At 63.9% G+C, this 20,849-nt stretch carries 19 protein-coding genes and 2 pseudogenes; all 21 read right to left on the minus strand.

The window, feature by feature from the left end; translation table 11 throughout:
* Positions 1-3: 3 nt before the first annotated feature.
* Positions 4-1,995, minus strand: a complete 1,992-nt coding sequence (locus tag FDA94_RS29140) for a hypothetical protein (RefSeq protein WP_137250268.1) — start codon at positions 1,993-1,995, stop codon at positions 4-6.
* Positions 1,980-2,999 (minus strand): hypothetical protein, encoded by a 1,020-nt coding sequence (locus FDA94_RS29145; protein WP_137250269.1) that lies wholly within the window; start codon positions 2,997-2,999, stop codon positions 1,980-1,982. Before FDA94_RS29145 ends, FDA94_RS29140 begins: the two co-directional genes overlap by 16 nt.
* An 11-nt stretch (positions 3,000-3,010) precedes the next feature.
* A complete protein-coding gene (locus FDA94_RS39510) occupies positions 3,011-3,901 on the minus strand; it encodes a hypothetical protein (RefSeq protein ID WP_170991174.1) in 891 nt (296 codons plus the stop codon).
* On the minus strand, positions 3,901-5,367 hold the full coding sequence (locus FDA94_RS29160; RefSeq protein WP_137250272.1) for a baseplate J/gp47 family protein: 1,467 nt from the start codon (positions 5,365-5,367) through the stop codon (positions 3,901-3,903). The genes FDA94_RS39510 and FDA94_RS29160 overlap by 1 nt, the downstream gene beginning before the upstream one ends.
* Positions 5,360-5,785 carry a GPW/gp25 family protein gene (locus FDA94_RS29165; RefSeq protein WP_137250273.1) on the minus strand — a complete coding sequence of 142 codons (426 nt, stop codon included), beginning with the start codon at positions 5,783-5,785 and terminating at the stop codon, positions 5,360-5,362. Before FDA94_RS29165 ends, FDA94_RS29160 begins: the two co-directional genes overlap by 8 nt.
* Positions 5,782-6,045 carry a hypothetical protein gene (locus FDA94_RS29170; protein ID WP_137250274.1) on the minus strand — a complete coding sequence of 88 codons (264 nt, stop codon included), beginning with the start codon at positions 6,043-6,045 and terminating at the stop codon, positions 5,782-5,784. Before FDA94_RS29170 ends, FDA94_RS29165 begins: the two co-directional genes overlap by 4 nt.
* 58 nt (positions 6,046-6,103) lie before the next feature.
* A complete protein-coding gene (locus FDA94_RS29175; RefSeq protein ID WP_137250275.1) occupies positions 6,104-6,823 on the minus strand; it encodes a hypothetical protein in 720 nt (239 codons plus the stop codon).
* On the minus strand, positions 6,820-7,899 hold the full coding sequence (locus FDA94_RS29180; protein WP_170991175.1) for a phage late control D family protein: 1,080 nt from the start codon (positions 7,897-7,899) through the stop codon (positions 6,820-6,822). The genes FDA94_RS29175 and FDA94_RS29180 overlap by 4 nt, the downstream gene beginning before the upstream one ends.
* A gap of 52 nt (positions 7,900-7,951) precedes the next feature.
* The gene (locus FDA94_RS29185) at positions 7,952-8,221 is read right to left on the minus strand and encodes a LysM peptidoglycan-binding domain-containing protein (protein ID WP_137250277.1); all 270 of its coding nucleotides are present in this window, start codon (positions 8,219-8,221) and stop codon (positions 7,952-7,954) included.
* A gap of 2 nt (positions 8,222-8,223) precedes the next feature.
* Positions 8,224-8,862, minus strand: a complete 639-nt coding sequence (locus tag FDA94_RS29190) for a hypothetical protein (RefSeq protein ID WP_137250278.1) — start codon at positions 8,860-8,862, stop codon at positions 8,224-8,226.
* Positions 8,863-9,185: 323 nt separating this feature from the next.
* Positions 9,186-9,413, minus strand: a pseudogene (locus FDA94_RS40700) (aggregation-promoting factor C-terminal-like domain-containing protein); the annotation flags it as partial.
* A gap of 555 nt (positions 9,414-9,968) precedes the next feature.
* Positions 9,969-12,170: pseudogene (locus FDA94_RS41385) on the minus strand (C40 family peptidase); the annotation flags it as partial.
* A gap of 189 nt (positions 12,171-12,359) precedes the next feature.
* Positions 12,360-13,154, minus strand: a complete 795-nt coding sequence (locus FDA94_RS29200; RefSeq protein WP_137250280.1) for a T4 family baseplate hub assembly chaperone — start codon at positions 13,152-13,154, stop codon at positions 12,360-12,362.
* A gap of 127 nt (positions 13,155-13,281) precedes the next feature.
* Complete coding sequence (locus tag FDA94_RS29205) at positions 13,282-13,836, minus strand: phage tail protein (protein WP_137250281.1); 555 nt, start codon at positions 13,834-13,836, stop codon at positions 13,282-13,284.
* 16 nt (positions 13,837-13,852) lie between these two features.
* On the minus strand, positions 13,853-15,394 hold the full coding sequence (locus tag FDA94_RS29210; RefSeq protein WP_137250282.1) for a phage tail sheath family protein: 1,542 nt from the start codon (positions 15,392-15,394) through the stop codon (positions 13,853-13,855).
* Between the two features lie 29 nt (positions 15,395-15,423).
* Positions 15,424-16,053, minus strand: a complete 630-nt coding sequence (locus FDA94_RS29215) for a hypothetical protein (RefSeq protein ID WP_137250283.1) — start codon at positions 16,051-16,053, stop codon at positions 15,424-15,426.
* 94 nt (positions 16,054-16,147) lie between these two features.
* Positions 16,148-18,424, minus strand: a complete 2,277-nt coding sequence (locus tag FDA94_RS29220; RefSeq protein WP_137250284.1) for a collagen-like triple helix repeat-containing protein — start codon at positions 18,422-18,424, stop codon at positions 16,148-16,150.
* On the minus strand, positions 18,424-19,245 hold the full coding sequence (locus tag FDA94_RS29225) for a hypothetical protein (RefSeq protein ID WP_137250285.1): 822 nt from the start codon (positions 19,243-19,245) through the stop codon (positions 18,424-18,426). The genes FDA94_RS29220 and FDA94_RS29225 overlap by 1 nt, the downstream gene beginning before the upstream one ends.
* A gap of 486 nt (positions 19,246-19,731) precedes the next feature.
* Positions 19,732-20,151: a phage tail fiber protein gene (locus FDA94_RS29230; RefSeq protein ID WP_137250286.1), complete on the minus strand. Its 420-nt coding sequence runs from the start codon at positions 20,149-20,151 to the stop codon at positions 19,732-19,734.
* 2 nt (positions 20,152-20,153) lie between these two features.
* Positions 20,154-20,405 carry a hypothetical protein gene (locus tag FDA94_RS29235; RefSeq protein ID WP_137250287.1) on the minus strand — a complete coding sequence of 84 codons (252 nt, stop codon included), beginning with the start codon at positions 20,403-20,405 and terminating at the stop codon, positions 20,154-20,156.
* Positions 20,405-20,731 carry a hypothetical protein gene (locus tag FDA94_RS29240; RefSeq protein WP_137250288.1) on the minus strand — a complete coding sequence of 109 codons (327 nt, stop codon included), beginning with the start codon at positions 20,729-20,731 and terminating at the stop codon, positions 20,405-20,407. Before FDA94_RS29240 ends, FDA94_RS29235 begins: the two co-directional genes overlap by 1 nt.
* Positions 20,732-20,849: the final 118 nt, after the last annotated feature.

The raw sequence follows: 20,849 nt of genomic DNA on the forward strand, positions 1-20,849 counted from the left end.
GTGTTATGCCTCCACGGCGAGGCCGAAATTAGTCGCCGAGCTGTTGAAAGAGCTGGTTGCGGTTCCGACCTGCGTGCCGTTGCGCAGGATCGTGTAGTTGTTACCGGTCACGGTCACGGTCAGCCGGTCGCCGTCGCCGATAGGTGTGCCATAGGTGACCAGGTCGGTGACGGTCGCGCCGGAGACGGTCTGGAGCTTGGTACGGGTCGCCCGGACGTAGCTGGTCGAGGACGACTGCCGCAGGATGATCGCCTGCTGCTTGCCGCCGTCCGGGACGGCCACGAACGTGCTGGCGACGGTGGCGTTGGCGGAGCCGTAGTTGATCACGCTCATGGAGCGGGTGTCGCCTGCGTTGGGCTTGACCACGCCGTACTGGTAGGAGTCGCGGACCAGGGAGCCGACCGGTGAGCTCCAGGTCTTGGCGCCGTATTCGGTGGTGCGGCTGGTGATCGCGGAGGTCGCCGAGCCGGAGTAGGTGGTGAAGGTGTCCAGGACGCGGGTGTCTGTGGGGTTGCCGAATTCGCGTCCGATCAAAACACCGCGATCGTCGTACCAGTCGATGAACACCGTGGCGGCGTCGACCGGCTTACCGCTGTTGGTGTGCGGCTGGTGGGTGTAGGCCGACAGGGTGACCTTGATCCGGTTGTCGGTGCCGACGACCTGCCAGCGGTCGCTGTTGTCCCGGGGGTTGACGCCGAGTTTGGATGGCCGGATCGCGTGGTAGCACCTGCCCTGGAAGGACACCAGGTCACCGGCGTCGTAGCGCCGGGTAGGACTCCAGTCGTACAGGACCGGCAGCGGGACACCATTCTGAATCGCCGCCAGGGGGTCGGTGGTCGCGACCGCCGGGTTGGTCGGCACGCAGCGCGCCGCGACGGTGATCGCGCTGGAGTGGTTGTTGTGCAGGATGACGCCGTTGGTGCTGTGCAGCGAGTCCAGCGGGCGCGGCGCACCCAAGATCATCTTGGTGAGGACCTTGTCGTTACCGACGCCGCCGGTCAGGGACAGCGGATGCCAGGTGTGCTGCGCCTGGGCGGCCGAGTCCCACGCCACGGTGCGGTCGTCGACCGCGAGCAGCGCCTGCCACCAGGTGTTGGAGACGCGCTCACCTTCGGGACACTGCTCATAACCCAGTGCGGCGGTGACGCAGACGTAGGCCGCGTCGAAGAACGTGACGCGGCTGCCGACCGGGTAGTAGACCGCCGGGTCCCACTCCAGCGGCTTGGGATTGATCATCGCCGCGCGGTCGGTGCTCAGCATCCGGTTGCGTGTCGGACGGAGCACGACGTCCCAGCCGGAGATGATTCGACCGGCCGCCTGCGCGGTCTCCGTCGCCCCTCGCTCGGCCAGCAGCGGCGTCGCGTTGGCGGTCAAGCTGCGCTGGCGGATGCCGGGCAGGCCGCCGTAGCGGGGGAGGCCGAGCTGGTCGGCGATCAGCTCCACGATGCCGATGTGGCTGTAGTAGACGTCGGCCCGGTAGGTGGCGGCCTCGGTCGCGGTACGGATCCGGTCCACACCCCAGCCGATGACGGCCATATACCTGGCCAGGTCATAGTTGTAGTCAGCCTCAAGCGTCAGCTGGTTGCTGCGCAGCATCTGGTAGTGGATCGGCAGACGGTCCCACAGCCAGCGGTCGCTGTGCTTGTTGCGGATGTGCAGTGCGCTGCATGTCGAGGCCAGCAGCCAGACGCCGTTGATCCGCAGGAAGATGCTGTAGTAGACGAACCTGGCCGCGCCCAGATCGGTGTCGTCGTATCCGGTGTCGGCCACGTCGGAGTCGATCAGGATCTGACCGTCGTTCTCGTTGGCCGGGAATCCGAAGATGCCCTTGACCAGACGGAACCTGTCGAACTCCCCGGTCGGGGAGTTCCACGTGACGTGCATCGTCTGGTAGTCGACCGAGTACGCCTTGAACGACGTGACATCAAATGTCGGCAGATCCGGCTCAGGGCCGTAGAACCGTTCACCATATCGGTGGACTACATAGATGGCCATTCGAATCCTGTAATTACGCTGCGAGCATCGTCTTGCCAGTCGCGCTCTTCATGGTCGGGACGCAACTGCATCCACAGCTCCTGCCGGAATTCGGCGGCCTCATCAAAGGTCTCAAATTCCGGATAAGGGTTGTCGGTGAAGAACCGGCTGGTGTTGTCGATGATGCAAATGTCGAGAGGGGAAAACGCCTGCCTGCCGGTCCGCGTCAGATAGCCGACGATGCCTCCCCGGGGCAGGCAGTAGGGCTTGTACCGGCGGCGCGGGTTCGGCCGTGGCTCCGGATCTGGGCAGCTGGTCCCGGGCCCTCCCGGATCGTCATCCGGGATTTGCTCAAAAGGGACCGAACCACCTTCCCCCGTGTATGGCGCACTGCGGACCCAGTGGGCTCGCAGATAGGCGTGCAGCGCCAGCTGACGGCTGGCCCCGGTCATGTTGGTGCGGACACCGATGGAGATCGTGGTTCCGGACGGATAGGTGTCCGACCAGGTGATGTGGTTGTGCAACGTCGCCCGGTTGGCGGTCGATTCCACGACCGAGTCGCGGACGCCGATGTCGTTTCCGTTGATCTCCAGCCGGAGCATGCGTGTCGCTTCCCGGCTGGTGGTCTCGGTGTAGGCAGCCCAGTCAGCCTTGATGCTGAAAGACCAGTAGCCGCTTTCGTTCAAGGTGAGTCCCGAGCCGGTATACATACCGAACGGATCGTCGTCGGCGCGCAGGCTCGGCCGGAACCAGCCGTTCGGGGTGATCTTGTACTCGCGGATTGAGCCGCGAAAATACGGGACATGTTCACCGCGCGCCACGCTCTGAATACGGGCGGCCACGGTACCGTGATCAGGAGTGCGATTCCCCGGGTTGTTCGTCGCCCGCTGAGGAATGACTCCAAGCGTCCGCTGAGTGCCTTCGATTTCCTCCTGGACGCGATTCATGTGATCGGCCCAGACAATGTCGAGATAATTGCGCTTGGTGGACCATGTAGGAATCGCGGCGGGATAAGACGCGACCATTAACTATATACCTATCGATTCCAGGGCCAAGCACTCGGATCAACGTCAGACGGCCAGTTGTACGGGTTGTGGTTGGTGCTGGTGACGTGACCGCCTTCGTCATAGGTGACGATGCCCAGGCCGACGCCGTCACCTGAGGAGACGGGCCTGCTGGGTGGACGGTCCGGTGGTCGTGGTTCCGGCCGTGGGCCGGGAGGAGGCTCTTCCGGCGGCGGCGGCTCGGGCTCGAATTCCGGTGTGGGAATACCAGGCCCGCCACGGTCCAGGCAGCGCACCAGGTGGGCCCGCAAGTAGACGTGGGCGACCGCGTCCGGCGCCGGGGTGTTGGGGTTGACGACGGTCAGCGCGACCGAGATGGTCGTCCCCTTCTCCAGCGTCTCTTGCCAGGTGACCATCGTGGTCATGTCGTCGATGATGTCGACGCTCTGGGTGATGACGTCGCGGATACCGCAGTCCTCACCGTCGATCTCCAGGGAGATCATCCGGATGATCGGCTTGTCGGTCACCGACTCGACCGGCAGCCAGTCGGCCTTGGCGGTGAAGACCCAGAAGCCGGTCTGAGGGATCCGGTAGCCCGTGGTGATCGCACCGTTGTGGGTGTCTTCGCTGGCGGTCAGCGTCGGCCGGAAGTACTCATTGGCCTCGATCTGTGCGACCTCGTGGATGCCCCGGTAGGCGATCATCGGCTGCGCGCGGGCCATCTGGCTGATGCGGTTGGCGACCGTGGTGTAGTTCGGCGTGCGCTCGGCGGGATCGTTGGTGGCGATCTGAGGACGGATCCCAATCGTCCGCTGGGTGGCCGAGATTTCGTCCTGGCTCTGGTTGAAGTGCAGAGCGAAGATCGGGTCGATCCAGTCCCTCTTGGTCGCCCAGGGACGCAGGGAATTGGGGTAGGAGGCCATCAGGTCACTCCGCCGACCGTCTCGATCGTCGCCGTCCCCATCACCGGGATCTCCCAGGGCTGGAGAACGATGTCGGCCACACCGGTCTGCGGGGAGTCGGCGCGGGCCATCACCGGGATCGTCACGTTGACCACGCCGGGGATCGCGGCCAGCGCGCCGTACACCTCGCCCACCGAGATCCGGGACCCGAAGGCGTTGTCCGCACTGGCGACGATCGTGTTGAGCTGGGTGCGAACCAACGTCTCCACGACGCTGCGCCGGTAGGTCGGCGCGACGGTCAGCCGCATCGGCGTGGACACCGACCCGAAGTTGACGCTGATGATCGTCGGCCCGGACACCGTCACCCGGGTCCCGGCGGCCGAGGCCGAGGCCAGCTGGTCGATGACCGACACCACCAGCTCATCAGCCGGGACGGTTCGGCCGGGACCGGCGATGTAGACGATCACCGAGCTGGCCACCGACGAGATGGCGTTCGCCGCGACGACACCGGGAACGGTCAACGCGATCTTGGCGAAGTCCGCCGTGGTGACCGCACGCCCGTACGCGCTGTAGGCCAGCGCCGCGTTACGCCGGATCTCCTCGATACTCTCCCTGTCGGCGCCGCCGTCCAACGCGGTCACCATCGGCTTGCCCGCCGAGTCGACCTGAATGGTCACGCCACTGACGGGCGAGGAGATGACCGGCAGCGAACCGGCCGGAAGATTACCCGCGCCGCCCAGGCCGACGCGATAGGTCGCATAGATCTTGGCACCCAGCGGCGGGACGGCGCCGGTGACGCCGTCACCAAAACTGATGATCGTCGCGCCGGAGGCGTCCGGACGGGAGGTGAAGACCAGGTCGCTTCCGGAGGCGTAGGTCAGCCGGGGAATCCACAGCCACTCCAGGTCGGCGTGTTCGTCCTGCACGTAGATGCGGACCGACCCATGGAGGATGCGCTGCTGGGGGATGACGATGCGCTGCGCCTGCTGGCCGGTGCTCATGCCGATTTCGGCCTTGACCACGGTCCGGCCCTCGACGATGTCGACGTCCAGCTCCGCGCCGTCAGCGGGGACGGTCACCGTCTCGACCGTCTCGTAGTAGATCGGCTGGTCAATGGCGTCGATGTAGTCGGACACGAACACGGTCCCGGCCGGAATCTCGACCTCGGGACCGCCAGGATCGGACACCAGCGTGATCTGTCCTTGCGCTGGCACCGGGCCGTGCGGGATGTAGCCCAACATCTCGGCGAGCAACAACACATTGGTCAATGTCGAGGCGGTCGGCAGGAACGATTCCCGCAGCAACCGGTCGATTCCATAGTTGTTGAGGTCGGCCGTGTGGGCGAACAGCTCGGCCATGACGACGCCGAAATCGGCCTCTGACCGGGAGGTCCATTCCGGAATCAGCCGTTCAGCACGCCGGAGGACGTCCGCCCGGATATCGGCGTAGTCGGCCGCCGTATAGTCGACCGGAATAAGATCAGCCACGAATTACCTCGCGCTCGATACCACGCGGGCCGAACGAGGCGACATGCACATAACGCGCACGTGACGTCGGGGCGGACGGGTCGTCCGTACGCTCATACTTGACGTCGACGATCGCCGTCTTACCGGTGTCGTCATGTTCGGGAACAACCGCGATCACATTCAATCCGGGTTCCCACATCGCCGTCTGCTCCTCGGTCAGGCCACGAAGCTCAACGGCGACTAAGGTCGCATCCGGTTCGAAAACATACGACGCGGCGGGGACGCCGAATTGCGGCAGCATCACACGCTCGGTCGGCTCCGTGCCGACAATGCTGGTCAGACGCTGAATGATCTGACGATGCACCTGACGTGTCGCGGCGACGCCCCCGTCCGCGCCGAATCGGAAAGGCAGATCGATCGCGATGGGAGTGGCCGTCACAGTTCCCGCGCCTTCTTGCCCCGGGCCAGCTCATCGGCAATGGCTTGCCCAAAGGCGGCGGGGTCGACGTTCCCAAAATGAATCGTCGCCGCATTCTCGGGAGGACTGGCTAGAATCAGCTCATTCTCCAGCTCGCGGATACGTTCATGGGCAGCACGAAGTCGCGCTTCCGAGATAACCAGCTGATCTTGCGCAGCCGTTCGGAAGTCACGATTGGCTTCCACCAGCCTCCGCAAATGCTGGATTTCCTCAAGTGTCACGAAACACCAAGCCAAATTGCCGACAATAATTAATTCAAGTGTATTGTCGGGCGCCTAGTTATTCTGTGTTCGTGCTCTTCGGCCCGTAAAGTCTATTCTCCAGCAGCTCAACGCGGATCGAGAGGTCGTGAACGGCCTCCCACAGAACGCTGACAAGGGCTTGAGGATCCAGATTGTCGCCCGATCGGAATTCCTCGGGAAGCTGTTCGAGCAGTGGTCCCATATGGTCCCGCTGATCAGCGGAATACTCGGGAACGTATTTCCAGACCTTCACCGGCGCGTTCTTGATGACTTGGAACGGATCGAAGTCGTGATCGCGGATATCGTGCTTCAGACTCACCGAAGAGGCGATTTCATGAACGGTCGCCACGCACGGAACATAGCCGGAGGCATCCTTGCCCATGCAATGGACCTTGCCGCCGGACATGACCACGCTGCTGGTGTTTCCGCTCATGTACGCTGTGTCGTTCTCGGCCCGGACGGTCACCGGCCCGACCGGATGGGTGAGGTCGACGAAATCCGTGGCGTTGCGCAGGTGGGCGCGCTTTTTGTCCCACGGGACGTGGTAGACCATGTGCCGGGTGTCGCCGTCCAGGCAGCGGACCCAGACGCGGTCCCCGACCTTGAAGACCGACACGGCCAGGGAGTCGGGCTCGACCCAGTCGGTGACCTCTTCGCCCATCATCCTCGGGATGCGGATCTTGAGCCGGTCACGCTGCTCGGGGTCGTTGGTCGACATGACGATGCCCCAGTGGGAGCCTTCGCGTAGTTTCGTCATAGTGTGATGTCCTGCATCGATGCGGCCTTCCAGCCGTCCGAACCGGGGACGCATTTCTGGTTGAGGCGGGGCATGGTGGTGTCGGAGGTGGCGTAGTCCTCGCGGGCGTTGCGGGCGAGCTTGACGTCGGTGAGGAACATGGAGTTGCCCACGGCGGCCGAGCCGTAGGAACGCAGCCGGTGGTCGGCCGCGACGATCATCCAGACTCCGTGCGCGTCCTTGGGGACGGCGCGGCCCTTGATCTTGATGGGCTGGCCGGGGGTCAGGATGATGTCACCGGCGAGCGTGGCGCTGGCCCCGACCCATTCCGAGGTCGAGATGGTGTGCGCGTCGAGCTGGTAGTTGAGGTCTTCCATGTTGTCGGCGCGGGTGTAGCCCAGCACGTCGTGCCGGGCCTTACTGTCGTCGGCGTTCTTGCTCTTGATCATCTTTCCGGTCTGGTGGTCGACGCCGTGGATCGCCCGCCGGTACTGCCGTCCCTGCTGGGGCATGTCGGCGCCGACGTCGGCCTGGAACCGCAGCACGTCAGTGGGCAGGTTCGGGTCCTTGTGCACGTCGTATTCCGGCATCACGATGCCCTTACCGGCGCTCCACGCGGCGACGTCGACGAAATAGAGGACGGCGTTTTCGACCCAGAACTTCCGGCCGGACTCCTTGGCGCGGCGGGTGAGGAACGCCATGTCGCTCTCGCCGTCCTGGAGCAGCCACTCGTGGACCTTGGACGTCTTGTGCACCACGCTGGACAGGCCGTACTGCTTGGCGATCTCGCGGGCGATGGCTGAGTCGGACATCTTGAGCCACGTCTTGCGCCGCTGGTCGGTCAGCAGGTGCCCGGTCCCCACCATCAGGTAGTTGATTTCCACGTTGCCGTTACGGTCCGGCGCGCTGGAATCGAATTGCGGGTGGTGGATATAGCCGAACCAGGTCTCATTGCCGGTCGGCTTGGTTCCCCAGTTCACCTGAATTAAGGAATCCTCTTTGAGGATCTTGGGGTTCTTCACCTGATGGTAGGCATGGTGGACGCGCGCCGACATGATGGTGTTCTCACCGAGGCGCTGCTGTACCCGCAGATCCATCGGCCCGGGATTGATGATCCTGCCCTGCGCGTCCCGCAGCTCGAAAAATACCCTACGCCAATACATATGGCAGCCGGATGACTTGGCCCGGACGGATGTCGAACGGGTCGAGGATTTCGGGATTGGCGTCGAGGATCATCCACCAAAGGGTGACGTCCTTCAGGTACTCCGACGCCAGCGTGTCCCACCGGTCCTTCTCCGACATCTGGTGGAACGTGAACCGGATGACGCCTTCCGGCGGGGTGCGCAGATCCCGGCCGTACAGGATTCCCGGCCGGAAGGACGTCTTGACCGGCTGCATGTTCTCGTAACGCGATGCCATGGTCAGTCCCTCCGGGTCCGGAGAATGAAGAGGTCGTCGAGAATTCCGCCCGGATTACTCTGAACTCCCGGCTGGAGAACACCGCCGCCACCGGTGTCCACACCTGCGCCATTGAAAACCGTTTTCGGCATGAGCTTGATGCCGACGTCCAGCTGGGCGCGAATCGGAACCTGGGCGTAATTGAAAATGGTGTAGTTCATCGACAGGGACTCGATGACGCCGAAGAACTTCAAAGGGCTCGTCGTGGCCAGCACGATGTCCACCGGCGCGAAAAGCATGATGCCCGTCGTCGACCCGGACAGGGTTCCGCCGGAAACCGTCTCGTACAATCCGACGACGGCTTTGGCCACTTCCATGTCAATCTCGACACCCTTGGGAATGGATCCCTCGTACACCTCATAGGTGCGGTCGAACAGCAGACTCAGGTTCAGATGCTGATTCGGGAGAACACGCATCCGTCCCTGGTCCCGCTGGTCCCACGCGTTCATGATGTTGAACGACAGATTGGTTTCCAGCCCATAGGAAGTCGACAGACCACCCGGGTTGAACAGAAAGTTGAGCTTGTACTTGCCGTCCTCGTTGCGGATATATCCGCGCCGAACGGTGATGCTGCGCCCATCGGGACCGATCGTGGCGGCCAACTTGGGGTGAATGGGGGGATTGGTTGACGGTGGCGCCATTACACGCCAGCCTGAATCTTGCGGTGCACGGTAATCCTGTCGAGCTCTTCGAAGAAACGCGCGGCCAGCGCCTTCCCGGCCTGTTCGTCAACGCCGGGGCCTAGCTGGATCTGCACGCTGCCGGGGCCGAAAACGATGCCGCCACCGCCGGTGGCGGCCGAGGTCGGGACGTTCTCCCGCAGCAGCGCGTCGCGGATGGTTTCGGCCTGCTTGGCGGGCACGACCATCTCGCCCTTATGGACGACCGCCGGTTGATCAGCGGGGACGTCCCAGGCGCCCTTGTCGTACCAGCCAACCTGCTGGCTGTGGCCCCAGGCCTTGACCGGGTTGCCGTAGCGGTCGCCGATGTAACCCAGGCCCCATTTGATCTGGGTGGCCGGGTTGGTCCGCCAGTCGGATCCGGCGCTGGCCATCTTGTCGGCGGGCAGCGACTGCGGGATGCCGTAAGCGCCCGACGACTTGTTCTTGGCCAGGTGGTTCCAGTTGGACTCGCGCTCCCACAGCTTGTCCAGAGCGGTCCATTCGCCGTCGTCCCAGCCCCGGGCGGCGGCCATCCGCTTGCCCAGGGCCCGGTTCGCCGACCTGCTGGTGTTCTTCGGCTGGGGGTTCCTGCCCTTGGTCTTCTTGCTCTTGTTGTTCTTGTTGGCCGATGCGACCCATCCGGCGCCGCCGGTGTCCGGTGCGCTGACGGACTTGTCGCCCTCGATCGCGACACCGCGCACGGCAGGCCCGTCGTCCCGGGAGGATCCTTCACCCGAGCCGGATGAGGCGATGTCATCGCCGAGCAGCCCGATGAGGACGTCCAGCTCACTGGACCAGCCGCCCATGCTTCCGGCCAGACCTTGCAGACCTCCCGCTGTGCCGGGACCGCCGGAGCTTCCGCTGCCATCGGCCGTACCAGCCGCAGAGGAATCGGCCGAACCGGTCGAGCCGGTCGACACGCCCCGGGGCCCGGCAGAGGAGTTGTCCCACACGTCATCACCGAGAGACGTCTCACCGCCGCCGCCACCGAGGAACCGGCGGGCGCGGAACGCCTTGGACGGCATGCCCTTGACGGTCTGGATACGCGAGCCGGTGCGCGGGGCGTGAACGTATCCGTCGCCCAGCCACATCACCACGTGAGATCCACCGGAGCTGAAGATGAGGTCGCCCGGCTGAACATTCTTCAGCGGAACGTCGCGCCCGTTCTTATTCCGCATCTGCGTCCACGTGGTGCGGCTGATGTCAATTCCAGCACCCTGCCAGTACGCATATTGCATAAGTGACGAGCAGTCAAAGCCGAAAATGTCCTTGCCCTGCTCGATTCCGTAGCTGGGGCCCTTCTTGCCTCCGCCACCCCACGAATAAGGGAGACCCTTCTGGGAAAGCGCAGCCGCGATGACAGCACTAGCGCTTCCGCGTGCTGTCTCGGTGTTCTGCTTACCCTTGGCGTCCTTACCCTTGGTGTCTTTCTTACCGCCGGGCTTCTGGCCGTCCTTCTTCGGCGGGACGATCGGCCCGGTCACCTTGGGCACGTTCAGAGGGGAAACCGACGACGGGGAGGCCGGGGTACCTCCCTGAGTTGTAGAATGCTGCTGCGACATCCCACCGACAGGGTCGCTGCCCGGTCCCGCCTGGAACCTGTTGAACGAATTCAACGCCTCGGTGCCGAACGTCTTCGGACGCTTGGCGATGTCCACGGGATCACCGAGCCACCAGCCGAGAATCGATTTACCGGGATTGGACCAGAACTTGTCCCAGGCGCCGGACACCTCTCCCAGATCGCGGACGGGCCACCGGTCGATCAACTCCTTCCAGTGCTTGTTGCCGTCCGTCAGGAGTTCGTTCTGCTCCTTGAGCAGGCGAACGTATTCGGCCTGCAATTCCTTGTCCCAGCCACGTTCCTGGGCCGAGAGTTCCTTCTCGAAAGAAAGGTTGCTGTACTTGATGCCCATTCCGTCGAGGCGCTTTTTCGCCTCTTCGTGCATCGGCTTGGACGGGTCACCGGCGGCTTGCAGCCAGTATTCGGCCGTCAGGCCCTCGAAGCCCTGCTGCTGCATCTGGACGTAGGCGCGCATCGTCTCGGTGAGCGCTGCCTGTCCCTTGGCAGACAGATTGAACTGGCTCAGGTTGACGAAGCCGGATTGGCCGCGCGCCATCGACGCCTGGAAATCCTCCGGCGTGATGCTGCTCGCCTTGTCGCCATAGGTGTGCTTCAGGAACCTCTTGGTGAATTCACCCGTGCCGATGAACGACCCGTCCTCATTGAACAGGTCGCCCATGCCCAGGCCGATGGCCGTCTGCTGGTTGACCGGCGCGGTGAGGTAGCTGATCGTCTCGGCCGAGTCTTCTGCGGTCATCCATGGGTTGGCCGTGGCCAGCGCACGCCAGGACCGGTCGAAGCTCTTGTCGCGAGGGTTGTCCAGGACGATGCCGCCGGAGACCTGAATACGTGCCATCTCGGCAGCCAGGGCATCTTGCGTTGAAAAGGCGCTCGCCGAGCGAGGGGCGCCGGGGTTGCCGAACGTCTGGTCGAGGAAGGCCTTGTTGCCCACCGCCGGATCACTGGTCCCCAGTCCGGCGCTATTGGCGGCGATCTCCATCAGATGCTGATTGACGCGCTGCTCGTTGCCGTATTGCGCCAAGACCTTGCCACCGGCCAGCATCCAGCTCGTGCCGGTCAGGGCCCGTGTCGACATGGCGCTGCTGGAAAATCCCGGAGACGACGGCGCTGACCCCGACGAGGCCGGAGGCATGCCGCCGTTACCACGGCCCCCGTATTGAGCACTTGGAGATGGCGGGGGAGTGGTGCCGGATCCTCCGGACGGTGGTGGTGGTGTGGACCCGCCGCTGGGGGTGCTACCGCCGGACGTGTTGTGGCCACCGTTGCTGCGACCTCCGTACTGTGAGCGGGGATTTACGCGGCTCCACCAGCTACCGCTCTTGCTTTTGCCCGAACCGCCAGCTGTCGTGCCTGGGAACGCGTGGTCCGTCCACGGGTCGTCCTCCTCAGGCCAAAGGCCCGGAAAGTCCCGATGGCCGCCGTTACCACGCCCCCCGTACTGCCAGGCGGAATGGGTTATGGACCCAACACCACCCGAGCGACCAGCCGCGAAGGTGGCCTTGCCGCCCTGAGCGGTGCTCTTGCCGAGCTGACTGGTGAGCGTGGTCAGCGCCTTGGTCAGCCCTTGCAGGTCCTTGGTGAGCGATCCGGAGATCACCCGGCCGAGGCTGGAGACACCGGAGTGCAGCACCTTCCAGCCGACCGCGCCACCGGCCGAGCCGGACATAGAGCCGCCGCCGAGGCTGCCGCTGAGGGCGACGCTCAAGAGGTCACCGGCCTTTCCAAACGCAGCCGCCAGGCGGCGGCGTCCAAGTAGAACTGGCGTTCACGCGGGGTCATCTCCCTCACGTCAGCCAGCCGCCACCCGTCGTAGAAATGGATCAACGTCTCGTAGGTGGCGTGCAAGGAGGGGTAATCAGGACTGAAACAGGGCGTCCAACGTGACGGTGATCTCCTTGGACTCACCGCAGTCGGGGCAGGTCACCTTCACCTCGTCCAGGCGGGGGCCAGGACGCTGCTTGCGGATCGCCTTGAGGATGGAGGCACGGTCGGCCATGCTCATCTGCTCGCGGACGGCCTGGCGGTTCCCGACCGTGCTGTGCTCGTTGCCGTTCACGTCGGTGACCGACATCACCGTCCGCATCAGCAGCTCGGTGTCGATCTCGGCGCCGGTCTTGGCCTTGGTCTGGGAGATGGCGTCCTGGTCGGCGCCGGTCGCCATCCGCACGGTCGCCGTCCGGCCCTTGCGCAGCGGCACAGTGAGGGTGTTCTTGCCAGGCTCGTCGGAGGTGACCACGGGGATGTCGTCCAGGGACACCGACAGTTCGAACTCGCCCTGGCACTCCGGACACACCCAGCGCTCGTACTCGATCGTGTCGCCGTAGGTCATCCGGCGGATCTCCAGGACCAAGCAGTCGCGGTCGCCGATCGTCAGCTGGTTGAGCAGCTTGTCGGTGGCCTCCAAACGGCCGAGCTTGACCACGCCGTGCTCCAGCAGCGCCGCCAGCGCTCGCTCACCCCGGCCGGAACTGGTGGCCGCCCGCGCGATGGCTTCCTCGGCCAAGCCGGTGAGCTCACGTACCTGCGCCGTGGTGATGACCGCCTCGCCGGGAACCATCAGCCCGCAAGGCAGGGTGACGACGTCAGCGGGAGGTGCCTGCATGACGGGCTGCTCGATCTGCTCGTCGAGAACCGAGCTGATGGCCGCCATGGTCCGCTGAGCGCCGAAATCCTCAGCCTCGTAAAAAGTGCCGTGCATTGTCTCTAAAAGTCTCCGGGTCGATAATCGATACCTATAAGAAAGGTACCGACTATCGACCCGGATTTATGAAGCCGAATTAGGCGGCCAGCTTCACGCCGCTGTTGTTCAGGTTGTCCGCGAGAGCGAACTGGAACCCTTCGTGGACCACGGTCATCTGCTGCACGACAACCGCGTTCGCGCCAGCGTCCAAGTCGGAGAACGCGATGCTCGTAGGCCACGCGTGGTGCAACTTGAAAATCGCCATCGGCACGCCCAGACCACCCTTGGCCGGGTGGGAGTAGATGTCGATCTGAATCGTGGTCCGGAAGTCGTTCATCGAATTACCCGCAGACGGAGTATCCGTCGTGCCTTGGGTGAAGTCGAAGATCTCCGTCATCCAGTCCATGATCTGCGTACCCCCGCCGACCGCCAGTCCACGACTGAAGGTGACTGGCGGGAAGTCGCTCTGACCAGGCAACTTATGCGGGGTTGTGTTATACCCACCTTCACGGTAGGGAATAACGTCTGTCGAGATGGACAGGCCGGTGATCGACATGAAGCCCATGTTCGCCCAGCCGGAACCACGACCGACCGAGACGCGGAACTTGAAGTTCCGCAACGGGTCGGATTCGAGCCTCTTGAGCTCAGCCATTTAAACGGCGCCTTTCCTAGCTAAAAGAAATGTCAGTTCCGCCGTCGTACTGGCCGAGCTTGATCACGATGAATTCGGCTGGATACCTCAAGGCGACCGCGACTTCGATGTTGACGTAACCCGCACGAATAGAGGCGGGAGGGTTCAGGTCGGCGTCACACCGAACCTGGAATGCCTCGGACTCAGTGGCTCCAGCGAGCACACCGGCGCGGGCGATCGTGCCCAAGAACTTCCCGATGACCAATTCCAACTGGGTCCACAAGTCCGGGCCGTTCGGCTCGAAAATCGCGAACCGGGAAATGTCGGTGAGCTGCTTGGTGAGCATCATCAGCGTGCGCCGGATCGGCACGTAGTGGTCCGGGTGCGTCCGCTTGAGGGTGCGGGAGCCCATGATGCAGATGCCGTGGCCAGGCACGTTGCGGATGATGTTGATGTGGGAGTCGTTGGCCTCGTCGAGCTGCGTGGCGGTGAACTTGGTCTCGGTGGCCAGCGCCGTGTCGAGCCGGGTTTCCACACCGGCCGGGGCCTTGCCGACGTGGCGCACGACGTCGTTACGCGAGTACTTACCGAGTACCGCGCCACCCGGAGGGATCAGCCGGACCGCGCCGTACAGCGACGAGGAGGTGTCCGGCACCATGATCCACGGCGCGTAGATCGCACCATGGCTGGAGGCGACGATCGCCGAGCCGCCGGTGATCATGCCGGTGTAACCGGCCAGCACCTGCGCGGAGGTCGAACCTTCCAGCGCACGCGGGCCGTCGATCACCAACATGGCCTTGCCACGCTCGTCGGCCCACTCGATCAGCGGGTTCAGCGTCGAGGCAGCGGTGATGCCCGGCAGGTTGATGTCGTAGTTGTCATCAGAGTCGGCCAGCTGCTTGGTCGAGTTGATGTAGTCATACGGCTGCACGCCGTCCACACCAGAACCGAGGTTGGCCGTCTGGGCGGGCAGGACGTCGTTGGTGGCGTTATAGACGTAGGACTCGGTCACCTTGAGGTTGGACAACTTGATCAACCGGGAACCAGCGAACGGGCTGTTGACGATCGCCGTCACATACCGCGCGTCGGTCGGGTTGACACTGAGGTCCTCGAAGATCTCCAGCTGCTGCGTTCCCTCAAGGACCCGCAGATTGAACCGGCCCGGGACGCCCGTGGGGACGACCTGCGCCTTCAGCGAGTTACCACCCAACCCGGGAGCCAGCGCCGTGACCTTCAACGCGGGCAAAGGCCCGTTGTTCGGGGCCCCGGCAGGTGTCGAATCAACCAGGTTGACGAACGCCGCAACCGCGTCCGACCGCACCGCACGGATAATCGTGCACCGGCCGCCGCCATTCTTGAAAAACTGATCGACCGCGTAAGGCAGCAAACTCTGCGACGCGGTGAAACCGCCATAGATATTGTTGAACTGCGTCCAACTGGTGATCAAAGTAGGAACGGCCGGACCCTTGGCCGCGATACCAACAAAGCAGGCGATGGCCCGAGCGTCCCCGTAACCGTTACCGGTCCGTGGTGTGAGGTCTTCCTCGATGTAAACGCCGGGCGTCAAATACGTCGCCACAGACTACTCTCCTAGCAAGGCGGCACGCCTCACGTGTAATCGATCTCGAAATCTGAGAGAAGGCGGGTCTTTTCCCGGTTGTAGATCGTGCCGCCAACGTGATCCGGAAAGGACAACTGCTCGATGTCCCACGGGTAGAACTCCGAAGCGATCCGGACCGTGTAGAGAATCTCAAAAAGCCGCTTACCGTCATCGTCCACCGACCGGCCGAACTGCGGCCCGCCGATCACGTCCAGCGACGCCACCATGTCCCGGCTGGTGATCTCCAGAAACCCGCTCGTCTGCGGCAGCCGGTCGAATTTCGCCAGCGCACCTGCGAGCTCGATCTGATGACTACGCAAACGGGTGAGGACCCGCACCGAATAATCCAGGTCATAAGGATCGGGGAAAGGCGCGTACCAGCCCCAGCGAGCCCCCTCCTCGGGGAGCACGCCACCTTCCGGCCCCGCGTCCACCCGGACCGTCCCACGATGCATGCGATCGGTCGCCAGCTCCGCGCCGACGTGCTCGATCACGATCATCGGATAGTCCATCGACGGCGCCTCCACCTCCGGATACATGAATCGCACCGGAACCGGGATCACGCCGTTCGCATGCGAAACCGTGAGACCAGAAAGATGCGCCTGAAAGGCTTCATCCTCGTTAAGGATCCACGGCATCCGCTTCGAATTCCCCTGCTAATCGGAAAGAGACATTTCTCTATTCCAACTGTAGAGGTCACAAATGCTTAGATATTAAATTCTCGGCCCGGAATCAGTTCTTCGAGAAGATAATTCCGTCGAGCGACACCCAGTTCGCCGACGAAACCGTACGACCCGACACGACCTGACCGTTCGTCCCGATGGTCACACCGATGTACGTCGACTGGCCGTTAGGAACCTGAGCCCGGATCGCCTTAGCCGGACGCGCACCAACAGGCAGCGTCGTGATCACGTCAGCCGATGTCACGTTGGTCACGGTAAAACGTCCGCGCAACCGCACGATCTCGTTCGCCGCACCCTCAAGCCGGTACGCGGGCTCATAATCAGAGTCACCCGCACCGACTGCCGTATAAGCACCGTTCGTCGCCGTCAAAGCTGTCCACGCGCCATCGGAGTAGTTCGACGCCGAAATCGCACCCGTCGCCACGATGTTGCCATTCGGCTTCACGCACGCCAGCACCGTGGCAGACGTCCGGTTATCCAGCACCTGCCAAATATCGGCAGCCTGACCCGAACGACCATAAAGCCGCTCAGCCGCTTCCGTCGTCTTCGCCGACTGCGCGCGGGGATTACCGTTCTCGTTCAACCACCACGTCGGCGCCCCGTCCTGCTCCACATGCAGCATGTCCTCGGAGGTGACCGGGTCGGTGGAACTGGCCGGGGGAGCGACCAAGCGCACCAGGCGCGTCTGGTCGTTCGGAGAGACCATCTCCAGCTCGTCGACCGTCAGCTTGTCCTGCACCGTGACCGCGCCGGACACCGTGCCACCCGTCAGCGCCAGCCGCGTTGCCGCCTGAGCCGCCGCCGTCCCGGCAGGGTCGTAGGTCCCCGTGTGGTTGTGGCCCGAGGTCGCCGCGCCGATCGACGCCGGAGAGATCGCGTCCGACTGGCCGGTGCCGTGCGAGGCCGCGTGCGCGGTCGGCGTCCGGGCGTTGCTCAGCCGCGAATCGTTCCCGGCCGCGACGGTCCCCGCCGTGGTGCCGACAAGGACACCGATGGTCTGTGTCTCGTCGTCATAGGTGGCCGGAGCCGTGGCCGCCACGACACCCGGAGGACCGGCGGGACCATCAGCGCCGGGAGCGCCATCGGCGCCGTCCTGTCCGGCAGGACCCTGCTCGCCGGGCTCACCTTGAACACCCTGGATACCCTGAATGCCCTGGATACCTTGATCACCCTGGACTCCCTGGGGGCCTCGGATGTTGCCCGCCAGCGTCCACACACCCGCGATCTGCGAGTACAGATCACCTGTACTGGTCCGCAGGTACAGGTCGCCGTTGGCCTGGAGAGCGACCGGCGCGGCCGTCCCGGAGTACAAGCGCGGCGTGTGGCCGTCAGCGCCATCGGCGCCGTCCTGCCCATCGGCACCCGGCGGGCCTTGTTCACCCGGCTCGCCTTGCTCGCCCTGAGGTCCTGGCTCACCTTGAGGTCCCGGCTCGCCCTGCGGACCCTGGCCGCCGCCCTCACCGCCGAGCGTCCCGGCGAAGATCCACGCGCTGGACTGCTGCTGGTACAGGTCACCGTTGACCGTGTTCAGATACAGGTCACCGCTGACATGCAAAACCGTGGGCGCACCCGCGCCCGAATGAAGCTGCGGCGTGTGACCGGCCGGACCAGAAGGACCCTGCGGGCCCATCAGGACGCCCATCAACTCCCAGGTGCCGTCCTGCTGCTGGTAGAGCTCGCCGTTGCCGCGCAGGTACAGGTCGCCGTTCTCGCGCGGAATCGTCGGCAACCCCAGACCGCTGTACATGACCGGTGTGTGTCCGGCCGGTCCCGGAGTGGAAATCACTGCGTCTTCCTCATTGTCTGCGTCCTCGACGTTCCACCAGGCCGCGAACTGTGGATCACCGACCAAGTCAGAGGGCTTGAGCTGCTGCACGGAGATGGAGGCCATAAGGTCGCGGCGGCCAACCTGCCCGTGAATCTGAATGCGCGTGACCCGAAAAACCCGGTTGTCGTAGACGATGCGGTCGCGCTGATAGTCGCCGTGGTCAAGGTCGATCCGGTGAAACCCGGCACGGACCAGACCGGCGAAGGGGATGACGAAATAACCCGAGTCGACCCACCACAGACCGCCCGGCTGCTGCCGGTACATCCCCTCTTCGCGGACCAGCGTCATGATCGGCAGACGGTGCGGGCCACGGAAAACCCGGCCAGGACCCTGCGACTCCTCGTACACCGCATCCTGCGAAGAGGCGGCGGCGTCGTACCGGTAGTACTCCAGCCAATCGCCCCAGACCTGCTCGTAGCCGAGCATCGCCCGGTCGGCCTCGGTCGTCTCGTAGCGAGGTGAGAACCGGCCGGTCGCCTTGTGGTCCAGACGCGCCATCAGATGCCGCCATAGGGGTAGATCCACGGCGACGGCACACCCGAGGTGTCCTCGTGCGGGGAGTCGACCGGCGGCAGCAGCCGCGTCGGCAAAGAGTTCGGCCCGCCCTCGTCGTATTCGCGCCCGATAAAGAGAGGCACATAACGGCCGGTCGTCTTGGAGATGCGCCGCAACTGGGACGTCTCCATGCGGTAGGCGCCGATGTTGTATTGGGTGCAGATTTCCTTGTACCGGGCCTGGAGCTGGACGACGTGCATCATCATCTGCTCGTAGCGCTGGCCACGGCGAAGGTGGGTGCCCTCGGCCGTGATGATGTCCATATCGGTCGCCGCGTCGGTGGCGGCCGAATACAGCGCGTTGATCGTCGCCAAGATCGTGAGCGGGACGATCTCGATGTCCGGCAGGTTCGCCAGCGTCATCGGCGTCCGCGTGTAGGTGATGAAGCCGTTCTCATTGCGGCCACGGACCTTCAGCTCACGCTCATGGCAGTGCTGCCGCTCGGCGTCGGCGACGAACTGTGCGAGCTCGCCGTCGCTGAACAGCGGGTAATGCGAGCCGGTCGTGATGACGGTCGCGTTGTCGGGCAGCGGGTCGAGCAGCGTGATGATCCCCGTGCGTGCCAGCAGCGTGTACCGCGACGGGTCGATGACCACACTCGGCTGGCCGGGGATCTGCTTGACGACCGTCAGCCCAACCGTGGAGACATTACGAACACCCAGCTCAAGAACCGGACGGGAGCCGAAAATCGGGACCACGAAATCCTCGGCAAGGTCACCGAGCTCAGTGCGTACCCGGGCGATGATGTCGGCGGAAGTCGCCACGAAAATGGTCTCCTGCTAGGGTGATCCCACCTCCGCAAGAGGTGGATCTGTTCGAAGAAATCGGTGGCGCCGGACGCTCATTCGGCGTCACCACGCCCTGTGCTGATCTCAATAGGCACGGGAGGGCTTGTCACAGCCATGACCGGCTCTGAGACCCTCAACTCGTTACACCGGGTTGGGGGTTTTCGCCTTTTCCGGCCAAAACGCCGTAGCAACTTGGTAGAGTCTTGGTTGGTTGCTTAGTCGGGTGACACGGACGAAGCACATGTGGAACTGGCGCTGGACTGTCGAACCCCCGCGCCGGTGAAGAGCCCCTGCCCGACGATCTGCGGGCGGGGGTTCTTCGTTCCTGGCCGATTGAACATCGTGATAAGTTGTGCAACCTCAAGCGCCCCTGTGTACTTGAGGTCTGTCAGGAATCGGTCCAGATGGCCGATCCGTCTCCCCCGGCCTGATGCCACAGAGCCAGGCCGGGGGTTTCCTGTTCTAGTTCGCCGTCAGGACGAGCTTGCCGATCGCGATCTGCAAAGCCTGACCGTTGACCGGCTGCTGTGGAGCGTCCAGCAGCCACTTGTGGATGATCTTTCCGGCCGTGCCTGTCGACACGGTCACCAGCGCCGCGTACGTCACCGGCACCGGCATGTCGGCCGTCACAGGCCCGAAGGTGATCACGGCGGAGTTCGCGGCCGAGCTCGGCCGCGCGTTGCTGGGGGCGCCCCAGGTGACCGCCTGCCGGGCGTACCCAGCGGTCGTCACCTCCGGCATGGCCGACATCAGAGCGTCGTCGGCGATGTTGCCGGTCAGCAAGGCCAGGTAGGTGGTCCGCGCCGAGGCGTAGTCCAGGGCCCGGCCGGTGAGATAGTCCAGGGCGATTTGGCAGCCGTAGACGCTTGGATTACCGGCCATGTTCAGCCAACCTTCGAGAACTGCGCGTAGAACGAGGGGACGTCCAGCGCGATCGTGCGGATGTTTCCTGCGGCCTCAGGGAAGTCAGCGGTGACCTGGTCGTCATTACTGACGCCAAGGCCGGGAGTGCCCGGGGGATGAACACCCGTGACAGTGACCTGCTGACCGGCCGTCAAAGACCCGGCGCCAATGCCGAAATCGGCCTGGAGCTCATAGACATCACCCTCAGCGGGTGGAACAAGCTTGCCGCCCATTAGTGGTACACCAGCCCGCACTCTTCGAGGTGGTTGTACAGATCCGTGGGCACGGAATAAATGACGCCGCGCTTAAAGGTGTAGTGCTTGTCCTTGCCGAACGTCATGTCGATGATGTCGTCATTGACGCGCAGGCGCTTCTTGGCGCCCTCGACCGTGATGCCGCTTACCTCAACCGCGCCGACCGGGTCGACAGTAACGCCCGGACCACCGCTGATAGTGGTCAGAGAGCCCGATCGGCCCTCCAACTCCTCGGCGTGCTGCTCATACAGCTCGGCGGCCTTCTTGGCGGTCGTGTCCCGGCTGGAAATGCGCTTGGAACTCAAAAGAATCTCCGTGTCTTGAAACTGAGTACTCCATTTCAGTGTTCCGTAAAGACGCCTTGACTTATTAATCTCGTCGATCAACTCGAATGGAAATGCGAGAAGCCCCTGAGGAGGCACG

The organism is Herbidospora galbida, from assembly GCF_005233835.1.
GTDB lineage: Bacteria > Actinomycetota > Actinomycetes > Streptosporangiales > Streptosporangiaceae > Herbidospora > Herbidospora galbida.

Bases quoted from the DNA above. Each gene is read 5' to 3' on its own strand.
- FDA94_RS29140 (WP_137250268.1), bottom strand. From the start codon at position 1,995: ATGGCCATCTATGTAGTCCACCGATATGGTGAACGGTTCTACGGCCCT.
- FDA94_RS29145 (WP_137250269.1), bottom strand. From the start codon at position 2,999: ATGGTCGCGTCTTATCCCGCCGCGATTCCTACATGGTCCACCAAGCGC.
- FDA94_RS39510 (WP_170991174.1), bottom strand. From the start codon at position 3,901: ATGGCCTCCTACCCCAATTCCCTGCGTCCCTGGGCGACCAAGAGGGAC.
- FDA94_RS29175 (WP_137250275.1), bottom strand. From the start codon at position 6,823: ATGACGAAACTACGCGAAGGCTCCCACTGGGGCATCGTCATGTCGACC.
- FDA94_RS29180 (WP_170991175.1), bottom strand. From the start codon at position 7,899: ATGGATCTGCGGGTACAGCAGCGCCTCGGTGAGAACACCATCATGTCG.
- FDA94_RS29185 (WP_137250277.1), bottom strand. From the start codon at position 8,221: ATGGCATCGCGTTACGAGAACATGCAGCCGGTCAAGACGTCCTTCCGG.
- FDA94_RS29200 (WP_137250280.1), bottom strand. From the start codon at position 13,154: ATGGCGGCCATCAGCTCGGTTCTCGACGAGCAGATCGAGCAGCCCGTC.
- FDA94_RS29205 (WP_137250281.1), bottom strand. From the start codon at position 13,836: ATGGCTGAGCTCAAGAGGCTCGAATCCGACCCGTTGCGGAACTTCAAG.
- FDA94_RS29215 (WP_137250283.1), bottom strand. From the start codon at position 16,053: ATGCCGTGGATCCTTAACGAGGATGAAGCCTTTCAGGCGCATCTTTCT.
- FDA94_RS29220 (WP_137250284.1), bottom strand. From the start codon at position 18,424: ATGGCGCGTCTGGACCACAAGGCGACCGGCCGGTTCTCACCTCGCTAC.
- FDA94_RS29230 (WP_137250286.1), bottom strand. From the start codon at position 20,151: ATGGCCGGTAATCCAAGCGTCTACGGCTGCCAAATCGCCCTGGACTAT.
- FDA94_RS29235 (WP_137250287.1), bottom strand. From the start codon at position 20,405: ATGGGCGGCAAGCTTGTTCCACCCGCTGAGGGTGATGTCTATGAGCTC.